This is a genomic window from Kitasatospora sp. NPDC059327, assembly GCF_042752535.1.
Classification (GTDB): domain Bacteria; phylum Actinomycetota; class Actinomycetes; order Streptomycetales; family Streptomycetaceae; genus Kitasatospora.
This window is the reverse complement of sequence record NZ_JBHYYB010000064.1, coordinates 4,734-29,420: the sequence shown is the minus strand read 5'-3', so window position 1 is coordinate 29,420 and position 24,687 is coordinate 4,734. Positions and strand designations below refer to the sequence as shown.

24 protein-coding genes are annotated in these 24,687 nt (G+C 73.2%); 12 read left to right on the top strand and 12 right to left on the bottom strand.

All coding sequences use genetic code 11. From position 1 onward, the window contains the following. Window positions 1-17: 17 nt before the first annotated feature. From ACFXHB_RS30680 to ACFXHB_RS30665, 4 genes are all read right to left on the bottom strand, one after another. On the bottom strand, window positions 18-1,010 hold the full coding sequence (locus ACFXHB_RS30680) for a (2Fe-2S)-binding protein (RefSeq protein ID WP_380577935.1): 993 nt from the start codon (window positions 1,008-1,010) through the stop codon (window positions 18-20). 166 nt (window positions 1,011-1,176) lie between these two features. Then, entirely contained in the window at window positions 1,177-2,013 is an 837-nt protein-coding gene (locus tag ACFXHB_RS30675) for a hypothetical protein (protein ID WP_380577934.1), read from the bottom strand. Between the two features lie 328 nt (window positions 2,014-2,341). Further along, window positions 2,342-3,196, bottom strand: a complete 855-nt coding sequence (locus ACFXHB_RS30670; RefSeq protein ID WP_380577933.1) for a hypothetical protein — start codon at window positions 3,194-3,196, stop codon at window positions 2,342-2,344. Window positions 3,197-3,383: 187 nt separating this feature from the next. Then, window positions 3,384-4,013: an NTP transferase domain-containing protein gene (locus tag ACFXHB_RS30665; protein WP_380577932.1), complete on the bottom strand. Its 630-nt coding sequence runs from the start codon at window positions 4,011-4,013 to the stop codon at window positions 3,384-3,386. A gap of 145 nt (window positions 4,014-4,158) precedes the next feature. Here ACFXHB_RS30665 and moaA point away from each other — a divergent pair, with 145 nt between their 5' ends. The 3 genes from moaA to ACFXHB_RS30650 all read left to right on the top strand — a co-directional run bounded on the left by moaA (window position 4,159) and on the right by ACFXHB_RS30650 (window position 7,947). After that, window positions 4,159-5,154, top strand: a complete 996-nt coding sequence (moaA, locus tag ACFXHB_RS30660; protein ID WP_380577931.1) for a GTP 3',8-cyclase MoaA — start codon at window positions 4,159-4,161, stop codon at window positions 5,152-5,154. Between the two features lie 327 nt (window positions 5,155-5,481). Next, the gene (locus ACFXHB_RS30655; protein ID WP_380577930.1) at window positions 5,482-6,234 is read left to right on the top strand and encodes an HNH endonuclease family protein; all 753 of its coding nucleotides are present in this window, start codon (window positions 5,482-5,484) and stop codon (window positions 6,232-6,234) included. A 99-nt stretch (window positions 6,235-6,333) separates the two neighbouring features. Then, entirely contained in the window at window positions 6,334-7,947 is a 1,614-nt protein-coding gene (locus ACFXHB_RS30650) for an alpha/beta fold hydrolase (protein WP_380577929.1), read from the top strand. A gap of 140 nt (window positions 7,948-8,087) precedes the next feature. Here the strand turns inward: ACFXHB_RS30650 and ACFXHB_RS30645 are convergent, their stop codons facing one another. Both ACFXHB_RS30645 and ACFXHB_RS30640 read right to left on the bottom strand, forming a co-directional pair. Beyond that, window positions 8,088-10,445, bottom strand: a complete 2,358-nt coding sequence (locus ACFXHB_RS30645; protein WP_380577928.1) for a glycosyltransferase family 39 protein — start codon at window positions 10,443-10,445, stop codon at window positions 8,088-8,090. Window positions 10,446-10,604: 159 nt separating this feature from the next. Continuing rightward, on the bottom strand, window positions 10,605-11,723 hold the full coding sequence (locus ACFXHB_RS30640; RefSeq protein ID WP_380577927.1) for an alpha/beta hydrolase: 1,119 nt from the start codon (window positions 11,721-11,723) through the stop codon (window positions 10,605-10,607). Window positions 11,724-11,890: 167 nt separating this feature from the next. On the opposite strand from ACFXHB_RS30640, the gene ACFXHB_RS30635 reads away from it, so the two are divergent. Then, entirely contained in the window at window positions 11,891-12,880 is a 990-nt protein-coding gene (locus ACFXHB_RS30635; RefSeq protein WP_380577926.1) for a hypothetical protein, read from the top strand. A gap of 60 nt (window positions 12,881-12,940) precedes the next feature. On the opposite strand, the gene ACFXHB_RS30630 is transcribed toward ACFXHB_RS30635, so the two are convergent. Then, window positions 12,941-13,363: a winged helix-turn-helix domain-containing protein gene (locus ACFXHB_RS30630; protein WP_380577925.1), complete on the bottom strand. Its 423-nt coding sequence runs from the start codon at window positions 13,361-13,363 to the stop codon at window positions 12,941-12,943. Further along, window positions 13,363-14,190, bottom strand: a complete 828-nt coding sequence (locus ACFXHB_RS30625) for a hypothetical protein (protein ID WP_380577924.1) — start codon at window positions 14,188-14,190, stop codon at window positions 13,363-13,365. The genes ACFXHB_RS30630 and ACFXHB_RS30625 overlap by 1 nt, the downstream gene beginning before the upstream one ends. A 453-nt stretch (window positions 14,191-14,643) precedes the next feature. Here ACFXHB_RS30625 and ACFXHB_RS30620 point away from each other — a divergent pair, with 453 nt between their 5' ends. After that, window positions 14,644-16,188, top strand: a complete 1,545-nt coding sequence (locus ACFXHB_RS30620; RefSeq protein WP_380577923.1) for a putative Ig domain-containing protein — start codon at window positions 14,644-14,646, stop codon at window positions 16,186-16,188. 59 nt (window positions 16,189-16,247) lie between these two features. On the opposite strand, the gene ACFXHB_RS30615 is transcribed toward ACFXHB_RS30620, so the two are convergent. Together ACFXHB_RS30615 and ACFXHB_RS30610 are read right to left on the bottom strand one after the other, a co-directional pair. Continuing rightward, the gene (locus tag ACFXHB_RS30615) at window positions 16,248-16,472 is read right to left on the bottom strand and encodes a DUF397 domain-containing protein (RefSeq protein WP_380577922.1); all 225 of its coding nucleotides are present in this window, start codon (window positions 16,470-16,472) and stop codon (window positions 16,248-16,250) included. Continuing rightward, a complete protein-coding gene (locus ACFXHB_RS30610; protein WP_380577921.1) occupies window positions 16,469-17,317 on the bottom strand; it encodes a helix-turn-helix transcriptional regulator in 849 nt (282 codons plus the stop codon). The genes ACFXHB_RS30615 and ACFXHB_RS30610 overlap by 4 nt, the downstream gene beginning before the upstream one ends. A gap of 301 nt (window positions 17,318-17,618) precedes the next feature. Here ACFXHB_RS30610 and ACFXHB_RS30605 point away from each other — a divergent pair, with 301 nt between their 5' ends. From ACFXHB_RS30605 to hemC, 4 genes are all read left to right on the top strand, one after another. Then, entirely contained in the window at window positions 17,619-17,987 is a 369-nt protein-coding gene (locus ACFXHB_RS30605; RefSeq protein WP_380577920.1) for an ATP-binding protein, read from the top strand. After that, on the top strand, window positions 17,984-18,259 hold the full coding sequence (locus tag ACFXHB_RS30600; protein WP_380577919.1) for a hypothetical protein: 276 nt from the start codon (window positions 17,984-17,986) through the stop codon (window positions 18,257-18,259). Before ACFXHB_RS30605 ends, ACFXHB_RS30600 begins: the two co-directional genes overlap by 4 nt. Further along, window positions 18,247-18,447: a hypothetical protein gene (locus tag ACFXHB_RS30595; protein WP_380577918.1), complete on the top strand. Its 201-nt coding sequence runs from the start codon at window positions 18,247-18,249 to the stop codon at window positions 18,445-18,447. The genes ACFXHB_RS30600 and ACFXHB_RS30595 overlap by 13 nt, the downstream gene beginning before the upstream one ends. A gap of 182 nt (window positions 18,448-18,629) precedes the next feature. Beyond that, a complete protein-coding gene (hemC, locus tag ACFXHB_RS30590) occupies window positions 18,630-19,607 on the top strand; it encodes a hydroxymethylbilane synthase (protein WP_380577916.1) in 978 nt (325 codons plus the stop codon). Between the two features lie 128 nt (window positions 19,608-19,735). Here the strand turns inward: hemC and ACFXHB_RS30585 are convergent, their stop codons facing one another. After that, window positions 19,736-20,320 (bottom strand): hypothetical protein, encoded by a 585-nt coding sequence (locus tag ACFXHB_RS30585; protein ID WP_380577915.1) that lies wholly within the window; start codon window positions 20,318-20,320, stop codon window positions 19,736-19,738. Window positions 20,321-20,440: 120 nt separating this feature from the next. Between ACFXHB_RS30585 and ACFXHB_RS30580 the strand changes: the two genes are divergently transcribed. Further along, window positions 20,441-20,815, top strand: coding sequence for a hypothetical protein (locus ACFXHB_RS30580; protein ID WP_380577914.1), 375 nt, complete (start codon window positions 20,441-20,443; stop codon window positions 20,813-20,815). Window positions 20,816-20,880: 65 nt separating this feature from the next. On the opposite strand, the gene ACFXHB_RS30575 is transcribed toward ACFXHB_RS30580, so the two are convergent. Further along, entirely contained in the window at window positions 20,881-22,062 is a 1,182-nt protein-coding gene (locus tag ACFXHB_RS30575; RefSeq protein WP_380577913.1) for an RICIN domain-containing protein, read from the bottom strand. A 682-nt stretch (window positions 22,063-22,744) separates the two neighbouring features. Here ACFXHB_RS30575 and ACFXHB_RS30570 point away from each other — a divergent pair. Next, window positions 22,745-23,329 (top strand): SigE family RNA polymerase sigma factor, encoded by a 585-nt coding sequence (locus ACFXHB_RS30570; protein ID WP_380577912.1) that lies wholly within the window; start codon window positions 22,745-22,747, stop codon window positions 23,327-23,329. Beyond that, complete coding sequence (locus ACFXHB_RS30565) at window positions 23,319-24,572, top strand: hypothetical protein (protein ID WP_380577911.1); 1,254 nt, start codon at window positions 23,319-23,321, stop codon at window positions 24,570-24,572. Before ACFXHB_RS30570 ends, ACFXHB_RS30565 begins: the two co-directional genes overlap by 11 nt. The last annotated feature ends 115 nt before the right edge of the window (window positions 24,573-24,687 follow it).

The following is a 24,687-nucleotide window of genomic DNA, read 5'->3' as shown; positions in this document are numbered from 1 at the left end:
TCCGGAGGTCGGCGCCGTCAACCCCGCGTGACGCGGGGGCAGCCGCCGCACATCTCCTCGGGTCGCACGGTGTAGACCAGGCAGCAACTGGCCCGGGCACGGTCGGTGCCCGAAGCACTCCCGGTCGCGAAGCCCGCGCCGGGCGTGAAGCACGGTGCGGACGCGCCGGGCGTGCACGCCGGTGGCGCCGGAGGTGCGGAGGGCTCCGGGGCCCCGGGCGCGGCCAGGGCGGCCGGTGTGGCCGGTGTGGCCGGTGCGGCCGGTGCGGCCGGTGCGGCCGGTGTGGCCGGTGCGAGCAGGTCGGAGAGCTCGGCCCGGGCCCGTTCCTCCTCGCCGAGCAGCCCGCCGACGTACCAGAGCCCCTCCACCACCGCGTCGGTCGCCATCGCCCAGAGCATCCGCGGGCTGCGGCGCACGGCCGGGCGGAAGGCGGTCAGCACCGGTGTCAGGAAGTCGGCCAGCGCCGCGCGCAGTTCGGCGGACAGGGCCGCCTCGTCGGCCACCGTGCGGGCGTCGGGCAACCCGGCGGCCGGGTCGTCGGTCAGGCAGACGAAAGCCCCCGTGCGGGCGGTGAGTTCGCCGGTGGCGCGGCGGATCGAGACGTCCGCGGGGGTGAGCAGGGGCACCCGGCGCTCCAGGAACCAGGGCAGGGTGAAGAGCAGCGCGGCCGACCAGGTGAAGCGGTGCAGGCCGAAGCCGGCCGCGACGTCGGGGCGCAGCGGCCGGCCGTACCGGGTCAGGCCCTGCCGGGCGTCGTGGGCGATCAGTTCGCCCAGTGCGTCGGGGCCGGCCAGGAGGTCGGCGCCGGAGATCCAGCCGTCGCCGGTGCGGGGTGCCGCGCTGCGCACCCGCAACGCGGGGAAGAGCAGGCCGAGTCTGCGGTAGCTGGCGGTGCAGGGTGCCGCCGGGGGTGTGGCCGGGGATGCGGCCGGCGAGGGGGCGACAGCGTGCGCGGGGGTGGTGCGGGGGGCGTGCGGCGCGGGGCCGGGCCGGGTGCTGCTCGCGGTCATGGGGCGGGCCCTATCGGGTCGACCGGAACCCGTGCCGGACCGTCCGGCCCGTGCCCGGCCGGTTCGACGGCGGCCGGACCCCGGCCGGCCGGGGCCTGGCGGAGCCCGGGAACGGCAAGGCGAACCTGGCCGGAGTACTGCTCACCCCGGCCAGGTTAGGCTCACCTTAGCTGATAGTTCCCCGAGGTTCGCGTTCGATGCGTCCGTCCGGGGGAGCGCCCGGCGTGCGCACCGCGCTCAGCTGGCGCGCGAGCCAGACCGGCACGCCCCCGAGCGCCTGGACCAGCCTGGTCGCCTCGGCCCTCAGCCGGACCGCCTCGTCCGGTCCGGAGACCTCGGCCAGCGCCGCCAGCGCCGGCGCCACCCCGACCGTGAAGCCGAGCTGCTCGCGCAGCCGCAGCGAGGCGTCGAAGCCCTCCCGCGCCCGGTCCTGGTCCCCGGCGGCCTGGGCCAGCGCGGCCAGGTGCCGCCAGGTGTAGGAGCGCAGCAGCTCGTCCCCGCGCTCACCGGCCCCCTCGTGCGCCCGGCGGTAGGCGATCCAGGCCGCCGTCCGGTCGCGCAGCAGGTTCTCGGCGACCAGCCCCCGGCGGAAGTCCAGCAGCGGCCGCCCGGGAGCGTCCGGTGGCAGCAGCGCGGAGGTGCGTCCGAGCGCCGCCTGTGCTTCGTCCAGCCGGTCGCGTGCGCCGAGCACGCTGGAGACGTACGCCAGGAACCCGCGGGCGCAGGAGGCGCCCGCGCGCTGTTCGGTGCTGGTCACCAAGGCCTCGGCGAGGCGCAGCGCCTGCTCCGCCTGGGTCCAGTTGGCGGCGGTGAACAGGCATTGCTCGATGAGGAGTTCGGCCCGCCCGAGCGCGGCCTCGGGATCACGCTCGGCGGCCGGGCGTAACAGCTCCGCGGCCTCCTGCCAGCAGGCCCGGGACCGCAGCCGCCATACGGTGTCCCCCGGCTCTCCGGGCGCCGCCCGCCCGTCCCGGCCACTCGGGCCCCATCCGTGCTCCGACAACGCCACCTCCTTGTGCGCGCCATCCAGCAGGACGCCGGCCTCTCCCCCCAAGGCCCGCGTTGTGGCGGCAATTCAACACGGGGGTGAGCTTGTGCACCAGATCACGAGCGCAGGTTGTTGCGCGCGGACCTGTCCCGTGTCGGTCGCTCCCGGGGCGGCGGGGACGGACGGGGCGGCGGGGACGGACGGGGCGGTGGGGGTGGCCGGGGTCGTCGGGGCGGGCCGGTGCCGGGCGGGCCGGCCGGGGTGGTGGGGCGGTCCGGCGTCGGGCGGCTCGGGGAAGTGGCGGGGGATCAGGGACAACGGGGGCCGGGCGGGATCGGGCGGGTCAGGACGTCCAGCCGGTTTCCATCAGGGCCTCGGCGGCGCCGTTCGCGGGCTGGGGCACTCCGGCCAGGTCCAGGCTGAACAGGGCGACCAGCAACTGCTCACCGCGCACGGTGGCCTGGTGCGAGTAGCCGGCCAGGGTGAACATCGCGGCGGCCATCTCCTCGGCGTGCAGGGTCTGCAGCCAGAGGCACTCCACCGACTTCACGTCGGCCGGCTCGGTCCAGGTGTCCACCTGGGCGACCATCCGGCTGCCCAACAGGGTGACCCCGTCCCGTTCCTGGGCCTCGGTCAGCTCCAGGTCGTCGAAGCCCAGCCATTCCAGGTAGCGGGCGGCGGTGAACACCGCGTCCTGCGAGGTGCGCACCGGGTGCGGGCGGAACGGCGCGCGCCGCCGCCAGGGAGTGGCCGAGGCGCCGGACCCGCCGGGCGGGGCGGGGACGGGCGTGTTCAACGGGTGGGCCGGGTGCGGGCGGGAGCTCGACGGACCGGCGGTGCCCAGCCGGCCGGTGGTCGCGCTGCCGCCGAGTCGGGTGGTGCGGTCCACCGGCAGGCGGACGGTGGCGCCGCAGTTGCAGGTGAACTCGGGCTGCGGCCACTGGTCGGAGCGGCCGCAGTGCGGGCAGCGCATGTTCAGCCAGGAGTCCTCCCAGGACCGGAACCGCACCTGTACCGGAACGCCGCCGCGCAGCAGCGGCACCTTGAGCGAGGCGCCGCACGGGCAGGGCAGCGACGGCGGCTCGTAGAGGTGCTCGCGCCGACATGCGGGGCAGCGGATCGCCCGGGCGCCACCGCCCGCCACCGGCCCGTGCTGCGCGGGGTCGCGTCCGGTGAAGTCGTCGGGCAGTCCGGACATCGCGGGCACCGTCCGTTCGAATCGAGGGGAAGGACGTGTCCCATGCTCCCCGAAACCCGGGGGCCGTGGCGCGGAATGGGGCAATCCTCAGGGACAGATCAGGGGTGTGCGGTCGATCCCTCGTCGGGGAGGAGGAGACCGCGCCACCCCGGAGGGGGACCGGGCATCCGTGCGGACCGGAGGGTGATCACCCGGCCGCCCATCGGGCGAGGTCGGCAGGGGTGTCCAGGTCGTCGGGGACGGCGATGTCGGCGCACTCGACCAGCGTGATCCCGTCGGCGTGCGCCGCCAAGAGGGCGCGTGCGCCGGAGTCTCCGGTCGCGCCCGCCGCCGCCTCGGCGAAGTGCCGGGCGCCGAACAGGACCGGATGCCCGCGCCGCCCCTCGTACGCCGCCGCCGCCAGTTCGGCACCGGCCCGGTGGGCGGCCAGCAGTCGGCCCACCGCCGCCGGGGTGACCCCGGGGGTGTCCACCAGCATCACCAGGACGGCAGAGGTCCCGGGCGCCAGCGCGTCCAGCCCGGCCCGCAGTGAGGAGCCCATCCCGCCGGCCCAGTCCGGATTGGCCACCAGCCGGCACCCCGGCAGGTGGGCGGTGGACCGCACCCGCTCGCCGGCCGCGCCCAGCACCACCGTCACCGACGCGCAGCCACCGGCCCGGACCACCGCCACCGCGTGCTCCACCAGCGGCCGCCCCCGGTACCGGACCAGCGCCTTCGGCCGGCCGCCGAGCCGCCGCCCGCCCCCGGCGGCCAGCACCAGGGCGGCGACCGGCCGTTCACCACCCGTCCGGCCACTGGTCCCCGTGCTGTCGCGCATGGGCCCAGCCTGCCCGTCCGGGGGCCCGGGCGCAGCCGTAGGAAGCCACAGTTGTACGAATGCACAAGGAGAACCCGCAGGTCGGGGCAGCTCCCCGGCGGTTCGGCCGCTGGTTTCTCGGCCCGGCTACCCCTGTACTGGGCCGATGAACACCGCACCGCGCCCGCTGCTGGACCGCTTCGGCAGGGTCCACACCGACCTGCGGGTCTCGCTCACCGACCGCTGCAACCTGCGCTGCACCTACTGCATGCCGGCCGAGGGCCTCGCCTGGCTCCCGAAGGCCGAGGTGCTGAGCGACGACGAGGTGGTCCGGCTGGCGCGGATCGCGGTCGGACGGCTGGGCATCGGCACGATCCGGCTCACCGGGGGCGAACCGCTGCTGCGCCGCGGTCTGCCGGAGCTGATCGGGCGGATCACCGCCCTCGGTCCCGAGGTCTCGCTGACCACCAACGGCATCGGCCTGGCCCGCACCGCGGGGGCGCTGCACGAGGCCGGGCTGCACCGGGTGAACGTCAGCCTGGACACCCTGCGCCCCGAGCGGTACGCCGCGATCACCCGCCGGGACCGGATCGCCGACGTCTTCGCCGGCCTGGCCGCCGCGCAGGCCGCCGGGCTCGCACCGGTGAAGGTCAACGCGGTGCCGGTGCGCGGTGTCAACGACGACGAGATCCTCGACCTGGTCGAGTTCGCCGCCGGGCACGGGTACCGGATGCGGTTCATCGAATCCATGCCGCTGGACGCGCAGGGCGCCTGGGACCGGGCGACGATGGTCACCGCCGACGAGATCCTGGCCGTCCTCGGTACCCGCTGGGACCTCGTCCCGGTCGGTCGGCACGGCAACGCGCCGGCCGAGGAGTGGCGGATCGCCGGCACCGACACCGTGGTCGGTGTGATCGCCTCCGTCACCCGCCCGTTCTGCGGCGGCTGCGACCGCGTCCGGCTCACCGCGGACGGCCAGTTGCGCAACTGCCTGTTCGCCACCGAGGAGTCCGACCTGCGCGCGCTGCTGCGCGGCGGCGCCGACGACGACCGGATCGAGGAGGCCTGGCGGGCCACCATCGCCCGCAAGGGCCCGGGCCACGCGATCAATTCGGCGGGCTTCGTCCAGCCGGACCGGCCGATGTCCGCGATCGGGGGGTGACCCCGGCGGGGCGACGGCTCCGGTCCCCGAGCACCGGCCGGACCGGACCCGTCGCCCGCTCCCGGCGGGGCGACGGACCGGCGGTGGGTGCGCGGGGTCGGGCCGGTCCGCCGGCGCGGGTGGCGGCGCGGCGGGTCGGCGGTGCCGAAGCCCGCTCCGGGCGGGCGAGGGGACGACGCGCGGACCGCGGGCGGCGACCGGCGGCGGGTGGGCGCCGGAGTGTGAGCTTCGACATGCTCGAACGCTCCGCGCTGCGCCGCCTTGACGGTGTGTGGGGTGGCTGGTCTGCTGGGTCGCCGTCAGCCACCCCCCAGCCCGGGAGTCTCCGTGCCCGCCCGCCGCACCGCCCTGTCCGCCGCCGTCGTCTTCCTGATATCCACCCTGGCGCTGGCCGGTTGCTCCGGGAGCGCCGGGAAGCCGGCCGCCGACGCGGCCGGGCCGGCCCGCGAGGGCACCAGTCCGCTGCAGAACCCCGACGGCACCAGGCCCGGTCTCGCGCCGCTGACCTCGCCCGAGGACCGGAAGGCCGGACGGGCCGTCGTCGCGAGGGTCGCCACCGCCGCGGCCGGCCCCAAGGACGGCTACGACCGCAACGAGTTCGGTCCGGCCTGGACGGACAACGTGGACGGCGTCCCGGGCGGCCACAACAACTGCGACACCCGCAACGACCTGTTGGCCCGGGACGGCCGCGCGGTGGAGCACAAGGACGGCTCGGCCTGCGTGGTCACCGCGATGACCATCGACGACCCGTACACCGGCAAGACCGTCCGGTGGAGCAAGCAGCAGGCCTCGAAGATCCAGATCGACCATGTGATGCCGCTCTCCTACGACTGGCAGATGGGCGCGTCGAAGTGGGACAAGGCCAAGCGCGTCCAGATCGCCAACGACCCGCTCAACCTCATCCCGGCGGACGGCTCGCAGAACGCCTCCAAGGGTGACTCCGGCCCGGCCGCCTGGCTCCCGGCCAACGCCGCGATCCGCTGTTCGTACGCGGTGCGCTTCGCCCAGGTCTCGCTGAAGTACCAACTGCCCGTGACCGAGGCCGACAAGAAGGCCATGCTTCAGCAGTGCGACGGCTGAGGAAACGTTTCGTCTTCCTTTGTCCCCATTCACCCTCGCTGCGGCGATAACGATGTGACCCGTGCCGGGACCGGGTGATATGCGTGTGTGGTGCACTCGATGATCACCCGGTTCTCACGGGGCGCCCTGCCGGTCGCCGTCACCGCCGCGCTCCTGGCCGGCTGCACCAGTTCGGCCGGATCCAGCGACGCGGCCTACGGCACGCTCCCCCGGGACGGGTCCCCGGCGCCGACCCGGCCCGTGACCCCGGCCTCCGCGTCCTCCGAGGGGCCGGCCCCGACCGCCGCGGTGGACCCGGCGCTCCGGCCGTTCTACGGTCAGCGGATCGACTGGGCCCCCTGCGCCGACGGCCCGAGGGTCGACGCGGCCGACGAGCCGGTGATCCAGTGCGGCACGTTCAAGGTCCCGCTGGACTACGCGAACCCGGCCGACGACACCCTGGACGTGGCCGTCGTCCGCTACCCCGCCGCCCAGCGGGACCGGCGGATCGGCTCCCTGCTGGTCAACCCCGGCGGGCCCGGCGGCTCCGGCGTCGACATGGTCAGGAACGACCCCGCGCAGTTCGACGGCCCGCTCCACGACCGCTTCGACACGATCGGCTTCGACCCGCGCGGCGTCGGCCTCACCACCGCGGTGAACTGTCTGGACGACAAGGACCGTGACGCGTGGGTCACCGCGGACGTGCCGGGAGCCGAACGGGGCAGGGTGCTCGCCGAGGCCTGCCAGGCCAAGTACGCCAAGGTGCTGCCCTTCATCGGCACCCGCAACACCGCCCGCGACATGGACGTCCTGCGGGCGGTCGTGGGCGACCAGAAGCTCAACTACCTCGGCCTGTCCTACGGCACCTACCTCGGCAGCCTGTACGCCCGGGAGTTCCCCGACCGGGTCGGCCGGCTGGTGCTGGACGGCGCGGTCGACCCGTCCGTGCCGCTCGTCCAGCAGAACATCGAGCAGTACGCCGGGTACGAGCGCGCGTTCCAGGACTTCGCCGCGTACTGCGCCGACCAGGACCAGTGTCCGCTCGGCCGGGACCGGGCCGAGGCCGCCGACAAGCTCGCCGACTTCCTCGACGGGCTCAAGCAGAAGCCGCTCACCACCGCGAGCGGGCGCGATCTCACCGCCAACGCGGGCTGGGCCGGCGTCATCGACAGCCTCTACGGCGACGAGAAGGCCCGGGACTCCCTGCGCGACGACCTCGGCCTGGCCATGGCCCGGGGCGAGGGCGACAACCTGCTCGCGCGCGCCGACGGGTACAACCACCGCGACAGCGAAGGCCACTACGACGTCTCGGCCGACGCCTACGCCGCCATCCACTGCGCCGACGGCGACGCCGGCGCGCCGACCGGCGAGGCACTCCGGGCCGCCTACGCCGAGATGGCGGCCGAGGCCCCGCTGATCAGCCGGCACGACCCGAGCCTGGCGCTGTTCGACCCCGACTGCCGGGCCTGGCCGTTCCGGTCCGCCGAACAGCCGGGCCCGATCACGACCACGAGCGGGGCCACCATCGTCGTGGTCGGCTCGACCGGTGACACGGTGACGCCCTACGCCTGGGCCGAGAACCTCACCGCCCAGCTCGGCAAGGCCGTCCTGCTCACCCGCGAGGGCGACGGCCACACCGCCTACAACCGAAGCGCGTGCATCCGCGCCAGGGTCGACACCTTCCTGACCGACGACACCCCGCCGGCCGCCGGGACGCGGTGCCGGACGGACTGACCCCCGCCGCACCGCACCGTACGTACGCACCGCACCGCACCGCACCGCACGAAGGGGACGCGCCGCAGGCTCGCGGCGCGTCCCCTTCGTGGTCCCCTTCGTGGTCCCTTTCGGGCGTCCCCTTCGTCTGTCCCGTCGGTTCAGGAGGAGGGCGTCTGCGTCAGGTCGTAGAGGGTCGAGCCGCCCACCGTCTTCGCGGTGAAGTGGCTCTCCACCCAGGCCGTGATCTCGGCGGTCTGCGACTCCTGCGCGCCGCCGTCGGCTCCGGCTCCGACGCCGCCGGCCGTGCCCGTCCCGGCGCCGACCGCCCGGCGCGAGCCGCCGCCGATGAACCAGTGCACCTTGCCCTCCTGGACGTACCGCTGGAAGGCGTCCAGGCTGAGCGACGGGTCGCTGCTGTTGAACCCGCCGAGGGCCATCACCGGTACGCCGGAAGCGAGTTGGTAACTGGCGGCGTTCTGCGAGCCGCTGGTCGCGGCGGCCCAGGTGTAACGGTCGGCGTCCTGCTTCAGCGCGGCGGAGGCCTCGTCGCTCACCGTGGCGCCGTTCAGCAGCCCGCCCATGCCGCCGGGGCCACCGCCGCCCGTCATACCGCCGAACCCACCGCGACCGCCGGTGCCGCCGGCGCCGTTCGATCCGGCACCGCCGCCCTGGGCGCCGCCGGGAACGCCACCGGGAAACTGGCCGGTGCCGCCCTGACCGGTGCCGCCGCCCTGGCCCGGGAAGACCTGCTGCCCGTTGCCGAACATCCGGCCGTCGGCGCCGGGCGGCATGCCCCGCATCCCGCCCGGGCCCATGCCCCGGCCGCCCGCGACCGCCGGACCGGCCGTCACGATCGAGCCGGTGTGCGCGGTGTTCACGGTGTCGACGGCGTAGGCCGCCGGACCGCCCAGCGCCGCGGCCAGGCCCACCAGCCCGACGGTGGTGGCGAGCCGGGCCGCCAGCCGCCCGGCCAGCAGCAGCGCCGCCCCGGCCGCGATCCCGCCGACCAGGACCGTCCAGCGCAGCCACGGCAGGAAGGTCGCGCTGCGGCCGAGAAGGACGTGGGCCCAGACCGCCGTCACCGCCAGGGTCGCGCCCAGCACCGCCGCGTACGGCAGCCGGTGCCGGACCCGCCAGAGCCCGTCGACGCCCATGCCGACCAGGGCCGCGACCGCCGGGGCCAGCGCCACCGTGTAGTACTGGTGGAAGATCCCGGACATGAAGCTGAAGGTCAGCGCGGTGCAGACGAGCCAGCCGCCCCAGACCAGGAAGGCCGCGCGGGCGGTGTCCGTCCGGGCGTAGCGGCGGGTGGCCCAGAGGCCGAGCACCAGCAGGATCAGGGCGGCCGGCATCAGCCAGGCGATCTGCCCGCCGATGTCGCCGTCGAAGAGCCGGGTGATGCCGGTCTCGCCCCAGCCGCCGCCGCCCATCGCGCGGCCGCCGCCGGGCGCGGCTTCCAGCCCGGCGGGGAGCCTGCCGCCGCCACCGACGCTGCCGGTCTCGTCGCCGTTCAGCCGGCCGAGGCCGTTGTAGCCGAAGGTGAGCGAGAGGAAGCTGTTGTCCTGCGAACCGCCGATGTAGGGCCGGGCCGAGGCCGGCACCAGCTCGACCACCGCCACCCACCAGCCGCCGGCGACCACCATGGTCAGCCCGGCGGCCAGCAGTTGCCGCACCCGCCGCCAGAGGCCGGTGGGCGCGACCACCAGGTAGATCAGGGCGAAGGCGGGCAGGACGAGGAAGGCCTGGAGCGTCTTGGTGAGGAAGGCCAGCCCGAACATCACCCCGGTGAACACCAGCCACCGGGTGCCCGCCGCCTCGACGGCCCGCAGCAGGCCGTACGCGGCCAGCGTGAGCAGCAGCACCAGCAGCGCGTCCGGGTTGTTGAAGCGGAACATCAGCGCCGCCACCGGGGTCAGCGCCAGCGCGCCGCCGGCCAGTAGGCCGCCGAGCGGCGAGAAGCGACGGCGCACCGTCGCGTACAGGGTCGCCACGGTGGCGACCGCCATCAGCGCCTGCGGGGCCAGCACCGACCAGGAGGAGAGGCCGAAGATCCGCGCCGAGAGCGCCATCGGCCAGAGCGCGAGCGGCGGCTTGTCGACGGTGATGAAGTTCCCGGCGTCCGAGGAGCCGTAGAAGAAGGCCTTCCAGCTCTGGCTGCCGGCCTGGACGGCCGCCGAGTAGAAGGAGTTGGCCCACCCGGAGGCGCTCAGGCCCCAGAGGTAGAGCACGGCGGTGGCGGCCAGCAGGGCCAGCAGCGCGGGCCGCGCCCAGCGCGGGTCGTCGGCGCGGCCGCGCCACGCGCGGGCCGGCAGGGTGCGCAGCCGACCGGCCCAGGACGACGGTCCCTCGGGGCCGGTGGCGGGCGGCGGGCACGCGGGGAAGAGCGCTTCGGCCGCCGCGGGGCCCGCCGCCGGTCCGGGGGCGTCGGGGGCCGGCTGCGGCGCCTCCGGCGGCGGGTGGTTCGCGGCCTCGGGCCACGGTTCACCGGCCGGAGGGGAGTAGCTGGTCGTGGTCATGGGCGCTACGCTCGGCCGCCCGGCTGAGAGGACCGTGAGACCGGGCTGTGAGCCGCCTCTAATCCTGCTGGAGACGGGTGGAATCACCCGGACGGCCCGTCCCCGGCCCGTCCCCGGCGCCTTCTGGGGGGTCGCGCCGGGTGCGGGTGCGGCGGGACGCTAGGCGGCCTGGGGCATCGTCAGATGCTTGCCCAGCCACTCCAGCGCCGGCGGGATCTCCCGCGTCCAGGTGTGGAAGTTGTGCCCGCCGGTGTCCAGGGTGATGGTGGAGAGCTTGGTCGGCGCCTTGAAGGCCTTCACCATGTCCTGGGTGGCGGCGTAGTTGTTCTCGTCGTGGGCGGTGGCCAGGAGCAGCGAGACGGGTGCGGCCGGCTGGTTCTGCAGCCGCCACAGCAGGTCGTTCTCCTGCTTCAACTGGCTGTTGCCGCCGAACAGGTCACCGGTGGTCTCGTCGATCGGCGCGGTGTAGTAGCCGGAGAGGGAGACGGCGGCCCGGTACGCGTCGGGCTTGCGCAGCGCGAACTTCAGCGCGCAGTAGCCGCCGGTGGAGTTGCCGATCACGGCCCGGTTGGTCGGGTCGGTGCCGATCCGGTAGGTGGTGCCGAGCGCCTTGGGCAGGTCGCTGGTGAAGAAGGTCTCGACCTGCGGGCCGTTCGGGACGTCCACGCACTCGGTGTCCCGGTTGTTGACCAGGGTCGGTCGCATCATCACCAGGATGGTCGGCGGGAGCTTCTTCTGGTCGATCGCCTCCAGGGCGGAGGCCGGGTACTGCATCAGCGAGATGAGCTTCTCCGGGGTGCCGGGGTAGCCGGCCAGCACCAGGGCCATCGGGAACTTCCGCTGCGCGAACTCCGGCTGGAAGTACTGCGGCGGCAGGTAGACGAACCCGTCGGTGCTCAGTCCGCTGCCGGCTCCTTTGACCGAGACGTCGTGGATCAGGCCGACCCGCTCGGGGTTGGAACCCTGCTGGGCGTAGAACTTCTGCTCGCCGGTGATGGCTACGGAGGCGTTCGGCTGGTGGTCGACCACCGTGCCCGGTCCGCCGTTGGTGCCCAGGAGGTCGGTCCAGGAGCTGTAGAAGCCGAAGTACCCGTTGGCGATCAGACCCATCGCGACCAGGACCGAGACCTGGGTGGCGAGGAAGGCGCCGACCCGGCCGAGCCAGGCCTTCCAGCTGCGCCCGCCGAATCTCGGCCAGAGCCACATCGTGGCGGCGAAGACGCCGATCGCGAGGACGGAGGCGATGATCTGGAGGGGGAGTCCCGTAAGCCTGAGCACGTGCCCGATCGTAGTTGACCGTACGGGGCGCCTCGTGCGCCCCCTTCCGCGCCCCTCCTGCGCCTCGATACGCCTCTTGTGCGCCCTGTTGACCGCGCTCGTCGGGCTCGGGATCATGTCCGCGGGGAGTGCACGGAGCGTGCACGGGAGATCACCGGGGGAGCGGCATGAAGTCCTTCGTCAAGGTCGGCCTGGCGGCCGGCGCGACGCTGCTGCTGGCGGCGTGCTCCAGTGGAGGAGCGGGCGGAGCGGACGCCTTCGGCCTGGGGCCGGGCACGAGTCCGCCGCCGTCCGCGAGCGCCAGCCCGAGCCCGACCCGCACACCGACCCGCACACCGACCCCCACGCCGACGCCGACCCCGACGCCCACCAAGCCGCCGTACGGCCCGGTCCTGGTGAGCTACGTCGACCCGGTCAACGCCGCGCTCGCCAAGCTCAACGCCTCCGCCAGCCTGGACGCCTTCGCCACCGTGCTCCAGGAGGCGGCCACCGCCGCGTCCTCGGCGGGCAGCGGTCTCGGCCTCGCCGGCGAGCCGGCCACCGTCACGACCGCGCGGCGCCAGCTGGTGACGGCCCTCGGCCAGCTCTCCACCGACCTGACCAAGATCCGCAGCGACATCCGGGCGAAGAACGTCTGCGCCACCACCTCGGCCCTCGCCGAGGTGGGCCTCTCCGAGGGCCTCAAGGCGATTCCCGCCGCCCTCGCCCAGATGACCGCCGCCGGCTACCCCACCACCTTCGCCGTCCCCCAGACTCCGCCGCTCCAGACCCGCACCCTGGACAGCGGCACCATGGTCCGCTCGGGCCGCCTCAAGGGCGAGGGCGTCCTGAACGTCGACAACGGCGGCAGCGCCGACGCGGTGGTCTCGCTCGCCCAGAACGGCAAGTCGATCCACTCGGTGTACGTCGGCAAGGGGAAGAAGGCGTCCATCGAGGGCGTCGAGGACGGCACCTACGACGTCTTCTTCTCGGGCGGCGTCGACTGGGACCCGACGCTGAAGGCGTTCACCCAGAGCTGCGACTTCAGCAAGTTCGACGACTCGATGGCCTTCGAGACCGGCCGCACCTACACCTCGTGGTCGATCACCCTCCAGCCGGCGGTCGGCGGCAACGCCAAGACCACGGACGTGGACGAAGAGGCCTTCCCGCAGCCGTAGCGGGGGTGGGTCCGAGACGGCGCCGCCGGTCGACGCGACCGGCGGCGCCGTGCCGTGCGGTCAGACCGTCGCGCCGCCGACGGCTCCGTGCGGCTCCGTCGACGCCGCCGGCTCCGGTGGTGCGGCCGCGTCCAGCCGCCGGACGAGCTCGCGCAGGGCCCGCAGTTCGCGGTCCAGCGCCTGGGCGCCCTGCGCCGTCAGGCTGATCCAGGTCCGCGGGCGGCGGCCCGCGTAGCCCTTGGCGACCGCGACCAGGCCGGACTCCTCCAGGACCTTCAGATGGCGGGACAGATTGCCGTCGGTGACCCCGAGCTGGCTCTTCAGGAAGCCGAACTCGACGCGGTCGGCCTCCCGGGCGACGGTCAGCACCCCGAGCCGCACCCGCTGGTGGACGGTGTCGTCCAGGTCCTGCGTGGGGTGCGGTCCGTCGCTCCCGTCCGCTGCGCCGCCGTCCGGTCCCTCGGGTGCCTCTGCCGTGCTCATCAGGCGACCGTACTGGACGCGGCCGGGCCCGCGGCGACCCGTCGGCGCTCGGTCGTCCACTGCGCCAGCCCGGCCCCCAGCAGGATCGCCGCGAGCAGGAACGCCTTCAGCTGCGGGCCGTCGGCCCAGCCGGCGCCGTCCGACTCCGCCCACGGGATCCAGCCGCTGCCCCAGGAAGCCCCGAGGTAGGCGGTGAGCAGCGCGATGTGGGAGAGCGCGGCGCCCACGACGGTCCAGCTGCGTTCGACCAGGCCGAGCACCAGCAGCCCGATGCCGACCACGTACCAGGGCGAGGCGTAGGCGTTCGCCAGGACGTCGAGCGCGACGGCGTGCCTCCGGGCGAGGAACAGGGCGAGCAGGACGGCGGTCACCAGGACGGCCGCGCCGAGGCCGGCGCCGAGCCAGGCGGCGCGGCGGGGCACGATCCCCCGCTCCTCGCCGCGCCGCCGGTACCAGGCGGCCAGGGCGAGCCAGGCCAGCGGGAGCAGCGCGAACCACACCCCCCAGGCCGTGAAGCGCAGGACGGACCCGTCGAACTCGCCCTCCAGGCACGGCGCGTCCGGTGCGTGGGTGACGCAGAGGCCGGTCAACTCGGCGTAGGCGAAGACCGGGTAGGAGGCGACGCTGCGTCCGTGGGCACCGAAGTTGAAGGCCTCCCGGGCGAACGGCACGGCGGCCAGCGCGAGCAGACCGAAGCTCAGCAGCGGTACCCCGGAGCCCCCCAGGCGGGTCCGGGTCCGGGTGCGCAGACCCTCGGTGGCGGCCAGCAGCCCGGCTGGGCCCGCCGGGCTCCCGGGTGCGGTGGTGTGCGTGGTGGACGTACCCATGGGCTTCCCCCTGCTTGTCGCGTCGGGTCCGTTCGGTGCGGACGCGGCGGGCGCCCCCGGCGCCGCATTCACTTTGCAGTGCAAAGTACATGGCAGTCAAGAGTTGCTGGCCTGACAAAGTGACGCACCGTCGGTCTGGCCCGGTGGAGCGTCAGATGCCGTGCTGCTCGGTGCTCGTCCCGTCGTGGCCGCCCGCACGGTCGGAGCGCGTGTGTGTGGCGCAGGTCTCCCGCCGGCCGCGGGGCGGGGTGCCGGGGGCCGGTGCACGGCCGCGACCTCGGGTGATGGGCCGAAGCCGGCGCGGCCGCGCCGAGGGGGCGGGGGAGCGGGCGCGGAATCGACGGCGCGAGTTCTGTCGGCATGGTTGACCTTGTTGAAGTGGTCATGGCACTTTCGTGCGGCGCGGGCGTCCGCGACCGGTCGTACGCCCCGCAATCCCCCACAAGGAGAAGCATGTTCAAGAGACTTGCCGCCGTCGTCGGCGCGAGCGCGTTCGTCGCGGGTGGGCTGACCCTCGCCGCCTCACCCGCCCAGGCGGTCCAGGCCGGCGACCTGACCTCCACCATCGCGCTGAGCAACTGCTCCGCCTCGCTGGTGCGTTACCCCACCTCGGTCGACAGCGACCGGGCCCTGATGCTCACCAACGGCCACTGCCTGCCGACCATGCCCTCGGCCGGGCAGGTCATCCAGAACCAGAGCGTCAGCCGCAGCGGCACCCTGCTCAACGCGTCCGGGAGCTCGCTCGGCACCGTCCAGGCGGACAAGGTCCTCTACGCGACCATGACCGGCACCGACGTCGCCCTGTACCAGCTGACCGACACCTTCGCGTCCATCACCTCGAAGTACAGCGCGACGGCGCTGACGATCAGTGACACGCACCCGGTCGACGGCTCGTCGATGTTCATACCCTCGTCGTACTGGAAGCAGGTGTGGAACTGCTCGATCAACGGGTTCGTCGACACCCTGCGCGAGGACGAGTGGACCTGGCACGACTCGCTGCGCTACAGCGCCGGCTGCAACACCACGCACGGCACCTCCGGTTCGCCGATCGTCGACGCCGCCTCGAAGAAGATCGTCGGCATCAACAACACCGGCAACGACGACGGCGCGATGTGCACCCTCAACAACCCGTGCGAGGTGGCGGCCGACGGCACCACCAAGGCCACCAAGGGCCAGAGCTACGGCGAGGAGACGTACTGGTTCACCACCTGCCTCGGCACCGGCCGGGCGATCGACCTCAACGTCAGCGGCTGCCTGCTCACCAAGCCGGCCGGCAGCAGCGTCTCGGTCACCAACCCGGGCAACCAGACCACCGCGCTGAACGGCTCGGTGAACCTGCAGATCTCCGCCTCCGGCGGCACCGCCCCGCTGACCTTCTCGGCCACCGGCCTGCCCACCGGGCTGTCCATCGGCTCCGGCGGCGCCGTCACCGGCACCGCGACCACCGCGGGCACCTACAACGTCACCGTGACGGCGAAGGACGCGGCCAACAGGACCGGCACCGCGAGCTTCACCTGGACGGTCACCGGCGGCGGTGGCGGCACCTGCGTCCCGGCGCAGCTGCTCGGCAACGCCGGCTTCGAGACCGGCACCGCCGCGCCGTGGACGTCGTCCAGCGGGGTCGTCGACAACAGCGCCTCGCAGGCCGCGCACGGCGGTTCGTGGAAGGCGTGGCTGAACGGCTACGGCTCCGCCCACTCGGACAACCTCGCGCAGACGGTCACCGTCCCGGCCGGCTGCAGGGCGACGCTGAGCTTCTACCTGCACGTGGACACGGCGGAGTCCGGCTCCACGGTGTACGACAAGCTGACCCTGACGGCCAACGGCACCACGCTGAAGACCTACTCCAACGTGGACGCGGCGGCCGGGTACCAGCTGCGGACCTTCGACCTGTCGTCCTACGCGGGCCAGTCGGTCACCCTGAAGTTCGCGGGCACCGAGGACGCCTCGCTGCAGACGAGCTTCGTGATCGACGACACGGCGGTGCAGACCAGCTGACGCGGTAACAGGAAGCCGCCGGCCGCCCGGAGACCCTCCGGGCGGCCGGACTGTTTCGGTCAGAGCAGGCCGAAGTCGAACTCACCGGCGGTGACGGCGGTGATGAAGGCCGCGTGGGCCGCCGTACTGAAGGCGATGGCCGGGCCGGAGGGGTTCTTGCTGTCACGTACCGCGACCTCGTGAGGAAGGGACAGGGCGAACTCGACACAGTTCTCGTTCCCGCCGCTGTGACTGGACTTCCGGAAGGCGAAACCGGTGTCGGAGGCATCGGGGTAGTGGCTCACGTGATCCGTTCTCTCTGTGCGGTGATGAAGCTGAGGGATGCGTCAACGGACAGGGCCTCGGCCGTGATCTCCTGGAACTTCGCCCGGTACAACTCCACGTCGGTCGGATCCTCGACCCAGAAGCCGTTCAGCAGGCCTTCGACGAACACCACATCCAGGTCTCTGCGCAGCGGAAAGCCCATGAGCGCGAACGCTCCGCTCATCCCGGGGTGGATGGCTGCCCCGGTCGGCATCACCTGGATGTTGACGTTCGCCAACCGGCTGAGTGTGAGCAGCTTGTCCAACTGCGGCCCCATGATGTCGGGCCGGTTCGCGTTGCTCTGGAGCGCCGCCTCGTGGATGACGGCCCACACCTCCACCGGGTTCGGCCGGGTGAGGATCGACTGGCGCGCCATACGAACCTGGACGAGGTCGTCGACCGTGCCGCCCGGGGCTGTTCGAAGCCGGTCGATGACTATCCGGGCGTACTCGGCGGTCTGGAACAGGCCGGGGACGAAAGCCGGTTCGTAGGTCTTGAACGTCGAAGCGTCTGTTTCGAGCACGATCAGATCGATCGACGACGCGTTGATCGCGTCGCGATAGCTGAGCCACCAGCCGCGCTTGCTGCCGTCCTTGGTGATGGCGATCAGACCCGCACGGAACTCGTCGTCGTCGCATCCGTAGAAGTCGAGGAGCTTGTGGACATCCTCGATCTTGGCTGCGGTTCGAGCGTTCTCGATCCTGTTGAGCTTGGGCTGGCTCATGCCCGTGGCGTCGGCAGCGGCTTCGGCAGTGATCTTCTTTTGCTCGCGTAGCTTCCGCAGCTCCTCGCCGAGCCGGCGGCGCCGAACCGTTGATACCGCCATGCAGTGTGCCCCTCCTACCTGTTGGTGGACCAGTCTGCCGGTGCTGGAGTCACGTGCGCTACCGATAAGTGGCCTCGACTGAAGCCGAATTCAGGTTCGATATGCAATTTTGCAGACTCGCGAGATCAGGTTGCAGATCGATGTCATCTGGCGTCATGCTGAGAGTGACGGCCCGAGAGCGCTGTGTGAACAGTGGTCTTTGTAGGCCTGTGCTTCTCTGTCATGTCATCGCTCAGCTTCCATGTCTGATTGAGCGATTGCGCCCGAGAGGCTCCCACATCACCCCCACGGAGGTCTCTTCGTGTTCCCCCTTGGACTCCCCCCTGACTGGTCGGCCGCGCGCGAGGAGTTGCGTTCGGCGATGACGCGCGCCGGGTGGCCGGGCGACATCATCGGCGATGCCGAACTCGCCCTCCACGAGCTGTACGTCAACGCCTGGAAGCACGCGGGCAGCCCGGCTCCCCTGGTCGTCGTCGTCCTGCTCGGCGGCATCCTCCGGGTCTCCGTCAGCGACGGCAGTCCGGACCTCCCCGAGCAGCGCGGTTCCGCCGGCCCCTACGAGCTGTCCGGTCGGGGGCTCCACCTCGTCCGCTCGCTGACCCATCGCTTCGGTACCGACCCCCGGAAGTCGGGCAAATCGGTCTGGTTCGAGCTGGACTCCGCCGCGTGAGCGGCCACCGCGAGCCCATCGCGCCGGACGACCCCCGGATGCGGACGTACACCGAGACCGATGTGATCGCTCTGCTCGCCGAACTCCACCGGCGTGGCCGTGAGTTCGGCATCGTCTGGCCCTCGGCCACCACCGACAGCGTCGTGGACGGCCGTGTCCTCGTCCGCTTCGGCAACGCCCCGCTCTCCACCGTCCTCAACCTGCTGAACCTTCTCCTCGACCACGAGCGGCCCGACGGACACGAGAAGGTGGCCCGGTCGTGGGACTCCTGAACCACCCCGGTGCCGCCCGTGCCCTGATCGGCCTCGCCCTGTTGCTCCTCGTGCTTCTCGCACTCGCCACCGTCGCGCTCGGAGCGATCGCCACCCTGCGGATGCCCCACTGCTCGGAGCGCCACGAGCCGCCCATCGGCCCGAACGCCGAACAGGAGTGCCGCCGGACCTGCGGCACTCCTGTCTGACCACACGGTCGGAGCCGCCCGGGCCTCAGCGCCGGGCGGCTCGTGCCCTCGATGCCGTCGGGCCGCCCGCGACGAAGCGGCGGCACTGGTGCACCCGGCGCTCTCCGCCCGGATTCGGGCACCCCTTCAGCTCCCCGGAACCGTTACCTATCGAGAGACACGACACGAAAGGACGGTCTGACATGACCGCCGACCACCCGGACTTCCCGAAGCGCCTTCTCCGGATCGGGACTCGCAGTTCCCCGCTCGCCCTCGCCCAGACCGAGATGGTGATCGCCGCTCTGCGGGAGCACGAGCCGGACCTTCGGACCGAGGTGCTGCCGGTCACCACCGAAGCGGACCTGTGGCAGGGCGACCTCGCCCAGCTCGGCGGCAAGGGGCTGTACACGCGGCAGATCGACACCATGCTCCAGCGCGGCGAAGTGGACATGGCGGTGCACTGCGTCAAGGACGTGCCGGGGGATGTACCGCTCCCGGCCGGGCTGGTCTTCGCGGCCTACATGGAGCGGCCGGACGTCCGGGACGTCCTGCTCTTCCCCGAGGGCTCCGAGCACACGTCGCTCGCCGACCTGCCGCCCGGCGCCGTCATCCTGTCGTCGGCGGTCCGTCGCAAGGCACAGATTCTCAGGGCCCGTCCCGACGTGAAGGTGGTGCGGGTGCGCGGCGCCGTCGGCAGCCGGCTGGAGAAGCTGGACGGGAGGAAGAAGATCGACGTACGGGCGGACGGCATGATCCTCGCGGTGGCCGGTCTCGCCCGCCTGGGGATCGAGCGGCCGGGATACGTTCTCGGCACGGACGAGATGCTTCCAGCGGTCGGGGCGGGGGTTCTCGGTCTGGAATGCCGCCAGGGCGACCACGCCGTCGGCGCCCTGTTGGAGAGGATCAACCACCCGCGGACGCAGCGGGAGGTGACGGCCGAGCGCGTCATGCTCCACGGACTCCGTGGCCACTGCAACTCGCCGATCGCCGGGTACTGCACCACGGAGGGGGACGGGCAGCTCAGCCTTCGCGGCATGGTTTTCGACCGTGAGGGGAGCAAGTTCGCCAACGTCATGGTCTGGGACGAGCACCAGGCAGACCCGGCCGTTCTGGGCGCCCGCGCGTGCGCCGAACTCCTCCGGCAGGATGCCCGAAGGATCATCGAAGGCATCCCGCACTGAGGACGGCGGTTACCGCCCCGCCCGGGTGCGCCCGGGCGGGGCACGCCGTGATCGTCGGACAATCCCCGACGTCCGCAATGACGTTCGTTCCCCGACGAAGACCTGTCCCGGCATCGCCCGTGCGCCTCTCAGAGTCCGTTCGGGTGCCGGGAGAGCCAGTCGGCGTGCCGGTCGCGGAGCCGGTCGCGTTCCTCGGGGCCGGTGAGCAGGACGTCGGCGCCGCCGTCGTAGGGGTGGTGGACGCGTTGCAACCGGGTGTCCGTGATCAGCACATCGGCCGCCGCGTCGTCCGCGACCGCGCGCAACAGCCGGTCCAGGCAGCCGCGTTGCCAGGTGCGTCGGGTGACGAAGAGGTGCTGGTGGGTGCGGAACCTCGGGTCGGGGTCGTCCGTCACCAGCAGCGTCTGCCAGTGGTCCGCGCGCGGTCGGCGCCGTGGCAGGTCCGCTCCGGTCGTCCAGGCGGACGTGACCAGGTGGATGTCCTGCCCCGTGAACAGCTCGTCCAGCACCGTGTTGTACCGGTCCAGGACGATGGCGTACTCGTCCTCGTCGTCGGGGTAGCGCTTCGACTCCGGGAGGCTGTGGAAGCGCACCCACACCTCCGAATACGGGTCGCTGACCTGGTGGCCGATCGGCGGGGCGGCGGGCCATCGGCTTCGCCACAGCGCGGTCAGGTCCGGCCGCGCGTCGTGGACCAGCGGCGGAAGCCTCACGCGGCCGCCTCCGGGTCGGCGGCGGTCAGGGAGTTGTCGCTCATCGGGGGAGTCTACGGCGGTGGGCCCGAGCCGGTCCGGACTCTGGTGCGGAGGGCCGCCCGGGCCCACACTGCGGGCATGCGGATGAGGCTCGTGGCCGGTCTGGTCGTGGTGGTGGCGGCGGTGTCGGGGTGCGGCGGAGCGGCCGGCGTCCGGACGCCGGCCGTCGTGACGGTGCCGTCCTCGGCCGACCCCGTGACGGACTGCGTCCTGAGCGTGCTGCCCTGGCTGCGGACCTACCTCGACGGCGGCACGGATCTCGGCGACTACCAGGAGATGGGTCTCTCCAGTGCCCAGGGCGGCGCGCTCCGCGAGCTCCAGCGCCAGGCCGCCGCGCTCAGGGCGCGTGGGCCGCTGCCGTCCGACTGGGCGGCGGCGGAGGTCCGGCGGGCCTGTGACGCGATCGTCGCGGCCAGGGCCGGCCAGACCGCCCGGCCGACGGGCTGGCCGTAGCCGGGGCCGCCCGGTCGGAACCGGGCGGCCCGTCGGTCGGGGGCGTCACCCGGCCCGGGGCGGCATCAGTAGGAGAAGGCCCACTGCTGGGTCGGGATGCCGTAGTACGTCCACTGCTGGGCCAGGGCGCCGTCCGTCTTCAGCGAGTTGTCGATCTCCAGCGCCTTGCCGCTGTTGCGGTTCTTCAGGGCGTAGCCGTTGGTGCCCTTGACCAGGTCCCACTTCTGGGTGGCGATGCCGGCGTAGCTCCACTGCTGGGCGGGGGCGCCGTCGGTCTTCAGCGAGTCCGCGATCTCCAGGGCCTTGCCGCTGTTGGAGTTGACGACCTCCCAGCCGTCGCCGGCCCAGTGGAAGATCCAGCGCGAGGTGGGCATGTCGTAGCAGGTCCACTGCTGGGCGCGGGCGCCGTTGACCAGCTGGGAGTTCTCGATCTCCAGGCACTTGCCGCTGTTGGTGTTGACCAGCGGGGTCTTCCAGTCGGTCGCGCGGACCTGTTGGATCCAGCCGCCGAGGTCGTCGACGCGGACGTCGACGGCGCCGCTGTGCGCGGTCTCGGCGCTGCCGAAGCAGCCGTTCTGCCAGGAGAGGCTGGTGACACCGGCCAGCTCCGCCTTGCCGTTGACCGTGCGGACCGCCGGGCTGCCGGTGTCGCCCTTGCAGAGGGCGGCCGGGGTGCCGGCCTTGGGGGTGAGGTCGAGGCCGGTCGGCGTGACGGCGCCGACGGTGAAGGCGGCGCTGTGCAGCTGGTCGGGCAGCCAGTCCGTGGCGGTGCGGCCGTAGCCGGGCACCTGGAGCTCCTCGCCGAGGGCGGGCGCGGTGGTGGAGACGGTCAGCGGGGCGATGTCGGTGACCGGGTTGACCAGACGGGCGAGGACGAGGTCGCGGTCGGGCCGGGGGACGAGCTCGACCACGTCGCGGACCTGGCCCGCGGTCGTGGTGAGGTCGGTGCGGCCGACGGTGACGGTGGTCGCCAGCGCCGGCCTGCCGGCGGGGACGGTGGACGGCTGGGCCGGGTCGGCGGCGAAACAACTGGCGGCGGTGAGCACCCAGAACCGGTCGACCAGCGCGCCGGTACAGGCGCGCTGGCCGTTGCCGATGTCGATCTTGGCGGTGAACGCGTAGGACCCGTTCGGCGCGGCGTCGCCGACGACGGCGCCGGCCTGGGTGGGCGCGGACAGCAGTCCGCCGGTGGCGGTGACGGTGAACAGCGCGGTCAGCCATGCGGCGCGCGGACGTGAAAGAGACATGATGGTGCCTGCCTTTGACGGTCGGGTAGCGGTTGACACGGCAGTGAGTCGGTTCCGCCGTGCGTTCGCCTCGAACGGCCCGGACCGTCTGTCGGCGCGGGCGGCCGGCGGACGCGGTGTCGGCAGCGGGACCGCCGACACGCCCGTTGGGCCCGATCCGGAGAATTCCCCCATGGTGATTCATCCCCCCGTTGGTGGTGCGACCGCGTGACGCGCGAAAGCGGGACAGGAACGTGCGGTACCGGCCCGGCCCCCCGGCGGTGGCGGTGAGGAGAGGACGGCCACCGGCCCCGATTCCCCGGGCCCGACGGCGGAGCGACCTCTGTGACGTGAACGTGTCGATCATTCGTACCACGGCCCGTCAGCGGCCGGAAAGGAAGAATTCCGGCCACCGTGGCCGAGTGGTACTACCTGCGCGATCGATCTGTTCCGGCCGGATTCCGGACGATTTCCCCCGGTCGTGCGGCGGGCTTTCCGACGGGTGGATTCCGTTGCTCCGTCGACGATCCAGCCGGTTCCGACCGCGCCGATCGTGTACGTGGCAACCGCGCCGCCCGGCGCCGTACATCCTCGCGCCGCGGCCGCCCGGTGGAGCGGCCGGCCCAGGCACGTACCGGGTGGCCCGCGAAGATCGTCGCCCGGCGGCTGCCACATGACGAGGGGTCGACGGCGTTAGAAGGGCATGGACCAAACACCGAGCGCGGACACCCCGGCCAAGGCGGCGCCACCCGAGTTCCCGGACTTCGTGGTGTCCCGGGGGCGGCACCTGCTGCGCACCGCCTTCCTGCTCACCGGCGGCGACGCGCACCTGGCGGAGGACCTCGTCCAGGAGGCGCTCGGCCGGATCTTCGTGAAGTGGCGCCGGATAGCCCGGCTGGACAATCCGAGCGGCTACGCCCAGACCGTGCTGGTCAACACCTTCCTCTCGCACCGGCGCCGGCGCAGCAGCTCCGAGCGGGTGGTGGACGCCGTCCCCGAGATCGCCGTCGACGACCCGGACCCGGCGCTGCGGCTGACGCTGCTGCGGGCGCTGGGGGAGCTGTCGGTCCAGGACCGGGCCGTGCTGGTGCTGAGGTTCTGGGAGGACCAGAGCGTCGAGGAGACGGCGGCCGCGCTGCGGCTGAGCGGTACGGCCGTGCGCTCCCGGAGCAGCCGGGCGCTGGCCAGGCTGCGCGACACACTCGGCGACGACTTCGTCGCCGTCCGGCCGGGGCCGGGCGCACCGGGCCCCACCACCACGAAGGCGGTTCTTCGCCATGCCAGTTGACGACGAGTTCGAGGGCGGCCGTACGGACGCGTTCGGGGACGACTTCGCCCGTGCCCTGCGCGGCGCGGCCGCCCTGGCGCCGGAGCCGGCGCTGTACGCCCTCGCCGCCGGAGCCGAGCGACGTGGGCGGCGCCGGCGCAACCGGCACCGGGCCGTGCCGGCCGGCGGGCTGGCGGTGCTGGTGCTGGCCACCGGGGGGTTCGTGCTGACCGACGGGCGGTCCGGTACGGCCGGGCCGGCGGCGCCCGCCGCGCACATGACCTCCGACGAGGTCACGCGGTTGGTGACCGGCCTGCTGCCGGCCGGCTCGGTCAAGGTGATGTACGCGGGAACGCCCGGCATTCCCGGCGGCAACGGCGACCGGTACCGCACCGACGGCACGCTCGCCTTCGACGACGGCCAGGGGGAGAGCTACATCTCCTACACCGTCGACCGCACCGAGCTGACGCCGGCCGCCGGTGCCGTCTGCATGGACCCGTTCAGCATGCCGCAGGACTCCTGCGAGCGCACCGAGGGTCCCGACGGGTCCGCGGTGGTGATCGACAAGCTCCGGGACCAGACCCGTGCGGGCCACCGGGAGTGGCGGGCCACCTGGGCGGCGGCGGACGGTCGCCGGGTGCAGATCATCGAGCACAACGGCCAGCCGTCCGCGTCCACCCGGGAGAACCCGCCGTTGGACGCCGAGCAGCTGCGCGCGCTGGTGACGGCGCCGGCCTGGGACCGGGTCCTGGACGCGCTGCCGGCGCGGGCCAACCCGCCCCGGCCGCCGAGCCCCGCCGCCTCGCCGACCGGCGAGCAGGGGCCGTCGGCGGCCGAGTTGACCGCCCGGGTGGCCCCGCTGCTCCCGCCCGGCGCCACGCACACCGTGGTGCCGGGCGGTCAGGGCGGCAACCTGCTGGTGACCTTCGAGGAGCGCACCAGCCTGCTGTCGGTGTTCGCGCAGCCGCCGAGCGCGCGCGGGCTGGAGGACCGGAAGTACGTGGAGGAGGGCGTCCCGACGCCGCTGGAGGTCCACGAGCTGCTGGCCGACGGGACGCTGGTGGTGGTCAACCGGTTCGGGAACGGCAAGACCGCCGTCGACCCGGTCCTGCACTGGGTGGCCGCGGCGTACTTCCCGGACGGCCGACAGGTGTCGATCTCCGAGCAGAACGGCGAGAACGGCTACACCGCCCGGCCCGGTACGCCCGCGCTGAGCCTCGACCAGCTCAAGGCGATCGTCACCGACCCGGTCTGGCGGTCCTGAGCCCCGGGCCCCGCGGCCCCCCGCCCGGGGCCGCGCCGCGCGGGCCGCCCCCGCCAAGCCCCCGCCGGCCCAGAATAATTGTTCAGTGTGGGAGGTACCCCCCCCACAACAACAC

What these genes read in the sequence shown, in the direction of transcription:
- ACFXHB_RS30680 (WP_380577935.1), bottom strand. Translation starts at nt 1,010, where the DNA reads ATGACCGCGAGCAGCACCCGGCCCGGCCCCGCGCCGCACGCCCCCCGC.
- ACFXHB_RS30670 (WP_380577933.1), bottom strand. Translation starts at nt 3,196, where the DNA reads ATGTCCGGACTGCCCGACGACTTCACCGGACGCGACCCCGCGCAGCAC.
- ACFXHB_RS30665 (WP_380577932.1), bottom strand. Translation starts at nt 4,013, where the DNA reads ATGCGCGACAGCACGGGGACCAGTGGCCGGACGGGTGGTGAACGGCCG.
- moaA (WP_380577931.1), top strand. Translation starts at nt 4,159, where the DNA reads ATGAACACCGCACCGCGCCCGCTGCTGGACCGCTTCGGCAGGGTCCAC.
- ACFXHB_RS30650 (WP_380577929.1), top strand. Translation starts at nt 6,334, where the DNA reads ATGATCACCCGGTTCTCACGGGGCGCCCTGCCGGTCGCCGTCACCGCC.
- ACFXHB_RS30645 (WP_380577928.1), bottom strand. Translation starts at nt 10,445, where the DNA reads ATGACCACGACCAGCTACTCCCCTCCGGCCGGTGAACCGTGGCCCGAG.
- ACFXHB_RS30635 (WP_380577926.1), top strand. Translation starts at nt 11,891, where the DNA reads ATGAAGTCCTTCGTCAAGGTCGGCCTGGCGGCCGGCGCGACGCTGCTG.
- ACFXHB_RS30630 (WP_380577925.1), bottom strand. Translation starts at nt 13,363, where the DNA reads ATGAGCACGGCAGAGGCACCCGAGGGACCGGACGGCGGCGCAGCGGAC.
- ACFXHB_RS30625 (WP_380577924.1), bottom strand. Translation starts at nt 14,190, where the DNA reads ATGGGTACGTCCACCACGCACACCACCGCACCCGGGAGCCCGGCGGGC.
- ACFXHB_RS30620 (WP_380577923.1), top strand. Translation starts at nt 14,644, where the DNA reads ATGTTCAAGAGACTTGCCGCCGTCGTCGGCGCGAGCGCGTTCGTCGCG.
- ACFXHB_RS30610 (WP_380577921.1), bottom strand. Translation starts at nt 17,317, where the DNA reads ATGGCGGTATCAACGGTTCGGCGCCGCCGGCTCGGCGAGGAGCTGCGG.
- hemC (WP_380577916.1), top strand. Translation starts at nt 18,630, where the DNA reads ATGACCGCCGACCACCCGGACTTCCCGAAGCGCCTTCTCCGGATCGGG.
- ACFXHB_RS30580 (WP_380577914.1), top strand. Translation starts at nt 20,441, where the DNA reads ATGCGGATGAGGCTCGTGGCCGGTCTGGTCGTGGTGGTGGCGGCGGTG.
- ACFXHB_RS30575 (WP_380577913.1), bottom strand. Translation starts at nt 22,062, where the DNA reads ATGTCTCTTTCACGTCCGCGCGCCGCATGGCTGACCGCGCTGTTCACC.
- ACFXHB_RS30570 (WP_380577912.1), top strand. Translation starts at nt 22,745, where the DNA reads ATGGACCAAACACCGAGCGCGGACACCCCGGCCAAGGCGGCGCCACCC.
- ACFXHB_RS30565 (WP_380577911.1), top strand. Translation starts at nt 23,319, where the DNA reads ATGCCAGTTGACGACGAGTTCGAGGGCGGCCGTACGGACGCGTTCGGG.